The sequence below is a fragment of the Nocardioides sp. genome (assembly GCF_050699375.1).
Taxonomy (GTDB): domain Bacteria; phylum Actinomycetota; class Actinomycetes; order Propionibacteriales; family Nocardioidaceae; genus Nocardioides.
On the sequence record NZ_JBOHDN010000320.1, the window covers coordinates 1 to 6,466 of the forward strand.

At 70.3% G+C, this 6,466-nt stretch carries 7 protein-coding genes; 1 reads left to right on the top strand and 6 read right to left on the bottom strand.

The window, feature by feature from the left end; translation table 11 throughout:
* Window positions 1-102: 102 nt before the first annotated feature.
* Both ACRDPS_RS22370 and ACRDPS_RS22375 read right to left on the bottom strand, forming a co-directional pair.
* Complete coding sequence (locus ACRDPS_RS22370; protein ID WP_431503871.1) at window positions 103-714, bottom strand: amino acid-binding protein; 612 nt, start codon at window positions 712-714, stop codon at window positions 103-105.
* A 59-nt stretch (window positions 715-773) separates the two neighbouring features.
* Window positions 774-1,235, bottom strand: a complete 462-nt coding sequence (locus ACRDPS_RS22375) for a nitroreductase family deazaflavin-dependent oxidoreductase (protein ID WP_431503872.1) — start codon at window positions 1,233-1,235, stop codon at window positions 774-776.
* A 56-nt stretch (window positions 1,236-1,291) separates the two neighbouring features.
* Between ACRDPS_RS22375 and ACRDPS_RS22380 the strand changes: the two genes are divergently transcribed.
* Window positions 1,292-2,260, top strand: a complete 969-nt coding sequence (locus ACRDPS_RS22380; protein ID WP_431503873.1) for a 1,4-dihydroxy-2-naphthoyl-CoA synthase — start codon at window positions 1,292-1,294, stop codon at window positions 2,258-2,260.
* A gap of 82 nt (window positions 2,261-2,342) precedes the next feature.
* Here ACRDPS_RS22380 and ACRDPS_RS22385 read toward each other — a convergent pair whose 3' ends face one another.
* From ACRDPS_RS22385 to ACRDPS_RS22400, 4 genes are read right to left on the bottom strand one after another with little or no spacing between them, the layout of a single operon-like run.
* On the bottom strand, window positions 2,343-3,251 hold the full coding sequence (locus tag ACRDPS_RS22385; protein WP_431503874.1) for an ABC transporter ATP-binding protein: 909 nt from the start codon (window positions 3,249-3,251) through the stop codon (window positions 2,343-2,345).
* Window positions 3,248-4,318 (bottom strand): FecCD family ABC transporter permease, encoded by a 1,071-nt coding sequence (locus ACRDPS_RS22390; protein ID WP_431503875.1) that lies wholly within the window; start codon window positions 4,316-4,318, stop codon window positions 3,248-3,250. Before ACRDPS_RS22390 ends, ACRDPS_RS22385 begins: the two co-directional genes overlap by 4 nt.
* Complete coding sequence (locus tag ACRDPS_RS22395) at window positions 4,315-5,385, bottom strand: FecCD family ABC transporter permease (RefSeq protein WP_431503876.1); 1,071 nt, start codon at window positions 5,383-5,385, stop codon at window positions 4,315-4,317. Before ACRDPS_RS22395 ends, ACRDPS_RS22390 begins: the two co-directional genes overlap by 4 nt.
* A gap of 8 nt (window positions 5,386-5,393) precedes the next feature.
* Window positions 5,394-6,410 carry an ABC transporter substrate-binding protein gene (locus ACRDPS_RS22400; protein WP_431503877.1) on the bottom strand — a complete coding sequence of 339 codons (1,017 nt, stop codon included), beginning with the start codon at window positions 6,408-6,410 and terminating at the stop codon, window positions 5,394-5,396.
* Window positions 6,411-6,466: the final 56 nt, after the last annotated feature.

Sequence of the window (6,466 nt, forward strand, 5' to 3'; positions counted from 1 at the left end):
TCTCGGCCTGCACAAGTGACTTCTCGGCCGACGCGGGTGACTTCTCGGCCTGCAAAGCTGACGCCTCGGGCCAAGCCTCGGGCCAGGCCCCGGAGGGGAGGGTCAGGAGCGGGCGATGGAGGTGGCGAGGGAGGCGAGGTGGCCGAGACGGGCGAGCTCGGAGTCGAGGAAGTCGGGGCCGCCGCGGCGGCCGATGACGACGATCTCGTTGCCGTCGATGCGGGCGCCGATGAACATGCTCTCGTCCTCGCCCTCGACCTCGATACGTTCGGGGCGGTCGATCTCGATGAAGGGAACGTTGTCGGGTGAGCCCTCGGTGCACTTGCCGATGCCCTTGACGCGGTGGACGCGGATGGCCCAGTCGGCGCGGAAGGTCAGGGGCAGTACGTCGACGAGTCGGTCGAGCGCCTCGGGGGCGTTCTCGGTGAGGTCCTCGACCGCCTCGAGGTCGAGGAAGAGGTTGCCGCCCGCGGCGTAGCGGGAGATCCACACGACGTGAACATCGTCGAGCTCGTTGCACGCCGACACGATCGAGTCGGGCATGGATCCTGGTGCGGTCTCGAGCAGCACATCGTCGACCGCTCTTCCGGCGGCCTTGTTCTTCTCGACGATCTCGATCGCCTCGATGTCGCCACCGGCTTCACCGATGGCAGAGGCAAGGCGTCCAAGTGAACCCGGGACATCGGGCAGCTCGACGCGTAGCAGGAACGGCATGGCCCTAGACCCTAGCGTCGCCAACCGACAGACGTGGCACCTGACCGGTTACGGGCCGGTCAACTGGTGGCGTGTTCTCCCGCGGGCTCCAGCAGAAAGAGGGGAAAGATCCGCGACGTGGTGGGCTGGTACTCGCCGTACGTCGGCCATGTCCGCACCGCATGGGCCCACCACTCGTCGCGCTCGGCCCCGGAGAGCTCACGAGCGACGTACGCCTTCTTGGTGCCGCCGTCCTGGAGGACCATCTCGGGGTGCTTGCGGAAGTTGTTCACCCAGCCGGGGTTCTTGTCCGAGCCACCCCAGGAGGCGACGGCGAGATAGCGGCCGTCACGCTCGATACGCATCAGCGGCGTCTTGCGGATCTTGCCGGACTTGGCGCCGCGGTTGGTGATCAGGATGATCGGCTTGCCGTCGCGCTCGAGGACGTTGGCGTCGGCGCCGTTGGAGGCCTCGAACGCCGCGACCTGCTCGCGAACCCAGTCGGCCGTGCTCGGGACGTATTCACCTTGCAGTTCGGTCATGCCTTCTACAACAGCCGAGAACGCCGACTATTCCAACCCCGGATAGCCTCGGGCACATGAGCGCCATCGAGGGAGTCTCCGACACGTTCGACCCGAGCCGCTGGGACGAGGTACCCGGCTTCGAGGATCTGACCGACCTGACCTATCACCGGGCCAAGGAGCACGGCACCGTACGCATCGCCTTCGACCGCCCCGACGTGCTCAACGCCTTCCGCCCGCACACCGTCGACGAGCTCCTCCGCGTCCTCGAGCACGCGCGCACCTCGGCCGACGTCGGCTGCGTCCTGCTCACCGGCAACGGCCCCTCGGTCAAGAACGGCAAATACTCCTTCTGCACCGGTGGCGACCAGCGCATCCGCGGCAAGGCCGGCTACCAGTACGAGGAATCGACCAGCTCGACCACCGGAGATTCCGCGTACGCCGCCGGCCGGACCGGCGCGGAGGAGCCCACCCCGATCGACAAGGCCAAGATGGCCCGCCTGCACATCCTGGAGTGCCAGCGGCTGATCCGTTTCATGCCGAAGGTCGTCGTCTGCGTCGTCCCCGGCTGGACCGCCGGAGGTGGCCACTCCCTCCACGTCGTCTGCGACCTGACCCTGGCCAGCGCCGAGCACGGACGCTTCAAGCAGACCGACGCTGACGTCGGCTCCTTCGACGGCGGCTACGGCTCCGCCTATCTCGCCCGCCAGGTCGGCCAGAAGTTCGCCCGCGAGATCTTCTTCCTCGCCGAGGAGTATTCGGCCGAGGACGGCGTACGCATGGGCACCGTCAACCGCGCCGTCCCGCACGCCGACCTCGAGGCCACCGCCCTGGACTGGGGCCGGATGATCAACTCGAAGTCGCCCACGGCCCAGCGGATGCTGAAGTACTCCTTCAACCTCCTCGACGACGGCCTCGTCGGCCAGCAGATGTTCGCCGGCGAGACCACCCGCCTGGCCTACATGACCGACGAGGCCCAGGAGGGCCGCGACCAGTTCCTCGAGAAGCGCGAGCCCGACTGGTCGCCCTATCCCTGGTACTACTGAGCTATCCGTTTGCGGCTATCGATTTGCCCGGCGATGACCGACTCACCACAGGTGGTGCGCGCGGTGTGCTCGATCGATCGGCTCAGTCGCCCGCCGGAACCACCATCGGCGTACCGGCGACCGGGTCGGGCACGACGACGCACGGCAGTCCGAACGCCTTCTCGACGACCTCCGCGGTGACCACCTCGTCCGGCGGCCCCTCGGCGAGGATCCGGCCGTCCGCCATGACCACGAGGTGGTCGCTGTAGCGGCAGGCCAGGTTGAGGTCGTGCAGCACCGTGACGATGGTCCGGCCGGTCTCCCGGTTGAGCGTACGCAGCAGCCGGAGCAGGTCGACCTGATGACTGATGTCGAGGTACGTCGTCGGCTCGTCGAGCAGCAGCAGATCGGTCTGCTGGGCGAGCGCCATCGCGATCCAGACCCGCTGGCGCTGGCCCCCGGAGAGCGCGCGCAGCGGGCGGTCGACGAGCTCGCCGGTGTCGGTGGCGGCGAGCGCCTCGGCGACCGCCTCCTCGTCCCGTGCGCTCCAGTGTCGGAACCAGCCCTGGTGCGGGTGGCGTCCGCGCGAGACCAGATCACCGACGGTGATGCCGTCCGGGGCGACCGGGGTCTGGGGGAGCAGCCCGAGGAGCCGGGCGACCTCGCGGGAGCCGCGGTCGAGGATCGGGGTCCCGTCGAGCAGCACCTCGCCGGCGGACGGACGCAGCAGCCGGGCGAGGCCCCGCATCAGCGTCGACTTGCCGCAGGCGTTGGCGCCGACGATCGCCGTCACCCGCCCGTCGAGGACGTCGAGGTCGAGCCGGTCGACGACGACGCGGTCGTCGTAGCCCAGCGACAGCTCCCGCGCCGCGAGCCGCGGCGCCACGGTCGTCTGCGCCTGGGTGATCTGCGCCTGGGTGATCTCCGCCTGGGTGATCTCCGGCTGGGTGATCTCCGGCTGGGTGATCTCCGACTGGGTGATCTCCGACTGGGCTATCTCCGGCTGGGTCATCCGCCCATCCCTCTCCGGTTGGTGGTGGCGATGAGCCACAGCAGGTACGGCGCGCCGACGGCGCCGGTGACGACACCGGTCGGGACCTCGACCGGCAGCAGGTTCATGGCGACGTAGTCCGCGATCAGGCACACGATCGCCCCGACCGCACCGGCGGCGACGATGCCGCCGCGGGCGCTGCCGAGCATCCGGTCGGCGATCGGCCCGGCCACGAGGGCGACGAATGCGATCGGTCCGGCGACCGCGGTGGCCAACGAGGTCAGCAGGACGCCGGTCGCGATCAGGGCGAGCCGGATCACCTCGATGCGTACGCCCAGACCGCGGGCGGTGTCGTCGCCCAGCTCCACGGTGCGGAGCAGCCGCTGGAGCAGCGGCACCAGCGGAACGAGCACGACGAGGGCGACCAGCAGCGCGTTGTTCTCCGCGTCGCCGGCCTGGCCGATCGACCCGGTCAGCCAGTGCAGCGCGGCCCGGGCCTCGGTGAGCGAGGTGCGGGTGAGCAGGTAGCCGGTGATCCCGGTGCAGAACGCCGCCGTGCCGATCCCGATCAGCACGAAGCGATAGCCGGTGATGCCGTCACGCCAGGCCAGGACGTACATCACGGTGGCCGTGACCAGTCCGCCGCCGAAGGCCAGCACAGGCAGGCTGACCCCGCCGAGCGCGGGCACTGCGATGCCCGCGACGGCGGCGACGCTCGCGCCCGCGGAGATGCCGACGAAGTCGGGCGAGGCCAGCGGGTTGCGCAGCAGCTGCTGGAAGATCGTGCCCGCGGCGCCGAGGGCCAGCCCGACGCACACCGCCGCCTTGACCTGCGGCCCGGTCAGCTCGCGCACGATGAAGTCGACGGCGGCGTGGTCGCGCAGATGCAGCAGCGAGGCCAGCACCTGATCCAGGCTGAGCTGGACCGAGCCGAAGCAGAGCGTGAGCAGGGCCAGGGCGGCGGCGACCACGAGCAGCGCGACGGGGACGAGGACCGCGCGGATCCGCTGGCGACGCCGGTTGCGGCGCAGCGCTGCGACGGTGGCGGTCGTGTCGACGCCGGCGGGCTCTGTGGCCGTGGCGCTCATAGGTCCGCCAGCCGGGCGTAGCGGACGAGGAGCACGAAGAACGGGGCGCCGATGATGCCGAGGATGACGCCGACCTGGAGCTCTCCGGTGCCGCCCAGGACGCGACCGAGGATGTCCGCGCCGAGCAGCAGCAGGGCACCCAGCACCATCGAGTAGGGCAGCACCCAGCGATAGTCGGGTCCGCACAGGAAGCGTGCCACGTGCGGCACCACCAGGCCGACGAAGACGATGGGACCGCAGGCCGCGGTCGCGGCGCCGCAGAGCAGCCCGACCACCAGGAACGACAGGATGCGCGTACGCGTCAGGGAGACGCCCAGCCCACGGGCGGCGTCGTCGCCCAGCGCCAGCGCGTTGAGCCAGCGGCCGCACAGCAGCGCCAGGACGACGCCGACCAGCAGGAACGGGGCCACGCCCGTCACGATCGGGGCGTAGCGGCCGGCGAGCGAGCCGACCTGCCAGAAGCGGTACTGCTGCTGGGCGTCGAGGTCGGTGAGGAGCAGCCCGGTCGTCACCGCGGTCAGCCCGGCGGTGATCGCGGCCCCGGCGAGGGCCATCTTCACCGGCGTCGCGCCGTCGCGTCCGAGGGACCCCACCGAGTAGACCAGCACGGTCGCCGCGAGCGCTCCGGCGAACGCCGCGACGACGTGGAACCCGAGCGAGCCGATGCCGAGCAGGGTGATCGACCCGACCACGGCGAACGCGGCCCCGGCGTTGACGCCCATGATCCCCGGGTCGGCGATGGCGTTGCGGGTCAGGCCCTGCAGCAGGGTGCCGGCGAGCCCGAGAGCCGCGCCCGCGAGGAGTCCGAGCACGGTGCGGGGGACCCGCAGACGTACGGTCACGGTGTCCTCGACCGAGGTCGACCTCGTGCTGCGTAGATTCTCGGGCCGGAAGGCGTCGAGGACCTCGCTCAGCGCGATGTCGCGCGACCCGAGGGTCACGCTGAGGAAGGCGAGGACGGGCACGAGGGCGACGAGCAGCAGCAGGCCGACGGTGAGCCCGGAGGCTCGCCGTCGTACCGGTGCGGGTGTCGCGGTGGCGGCAGAGCTGGTCACCGAAGTGGTCACCGCCGGAGTCATTCGCCGATGGTGTCGTCGACGTCGGCGAGGTCGGCGGTCAGCTTGGTCAGGGCCTCGGCGTAATCGGCGTAGGTGTGCAGCCAGAAGGCGGGCCACTCGATGACCTGGCCGGCCTCGGCCGCACGGATCGACGTCCAGGTCGGCTGGCCCTCGGCGGTCTTCTTGGCGTCGATGAAGGTGCGGCTGTCGATCAGCAGGACGTCGGGCTGGTACTTGTCGGCGTTCTCCCAGCTCAGGTTCTCCCAGTAGGGGAAGTCCGGGTCCGGTGAGTCGGGCGCGACCACCTGCAGGCCCCACTCGGTGAAGTCCAGCAGCTCGGGGGCGTACTCCGGGTTGGCGGCGTAGAGCAGGTCGTCGGCCGGGGAGACCGCCAGCGCGGTCAGGTCCTTGTCCTTCATCTCGCTGATGAAGCCGTCGCGCGCCTTCTCGAACGCCGCCTTGTCCTTGGCGCCCTGGGATTTCCCGACGTCGGCGCCGAGGCTCGCGGCAAGATCCTCGTAGCCCTCGGCGAGGTTGAGGATCGAGCCACCCTGGGAGGGGCCGACGACCGGGGCCAGCTCGGCGAGCTTCTTGCTCTTCGCCTTCGTGCCGTTCTCCAGCCCCGAGTGTGCCATCTCCGCCGGCCACCAGTCGGCGACGATCAGGTCCGGGCTCAGCGTGGACGCCTTGGCGACGTCGATCGAGCCCCACTCCTCACCGAGCACCTCGATGTCTGTCAGGTCGACGCCGTCCAGGTTCGGGTCGGTCTCGACCGGCTCGTCACCGTAGATGCCGATCGGGCGGATGCCGTAGGAGATCAGCGCGGCGGCCGCCGGCGCGTGCGCGATGATCCGGGTCGGTGCCTCGTCGAGCTTCACGACCTCACCCGAGCCGTCGGTGAAGCTCCACGGGCCGTCGGGAACCGAGGACGCACCCGATGCCGGTTCCGCGCCGTCGTCGGCGATGTCGGAGGAGCAGGCGGACAGAGCCAGGACCAGGGCGGCGGCCGTGGCGGCGACGAGGTGGGGTCTCATGAGGCGAGGCTAACCTAATTTCGCCTCGCACGGGATGGTGATCGGTTGACTTGGAA

Excerpts from the sequence above, each read along its gene's own strand:
- ACRDPS_RS22385 (WP_431503874.1), bottom strand. The coding sequence starts at position 3,251 with ATGACCCAGCCGGAGATAGCCCAGTCGGAGATCACCCAGTCGGAGATC.
- ACRDPS_RS22370 (WP_431503871.1), bottom strand. The coding sequence starts at position 714 with ATGCCGTTCCTGCTACGCGTCGAGCTGCCCGATGTCCCGGGTTCACTT.
- ACRDPS_RS22380 (WP_431503873.1), top strand. The coding sequence starts at position 1,292 with ATGAGCGCCATCGAGGGAGTCTCCGACACGTTCGACCCGAGCCGCTGG.
- ACRDPS_RS22375 (WP_431503872.1), bottom strand. The coding sequence starts at position 1,235 with ATGACCGAACTGCAAGGTGAATACGTCCCGAGCACGGCCGACTGGGTT.
- ACRDPS_RS22400 (WP_431503877.1), bottom strand. The coding sequence starts at position 6,410 with ATGAGACCCCACCTCGTCGCCGCCACGGCCGCCGCCCTGGTCCTGGCT.
- ACRDPS_RS22390 (WP_431503875.1), bottom strand. The coding sequence starts at position 4,318 with ATGAGCGCCACGGCCACAGAGCCCGCCGGCGTCGACACGACCGCCACC.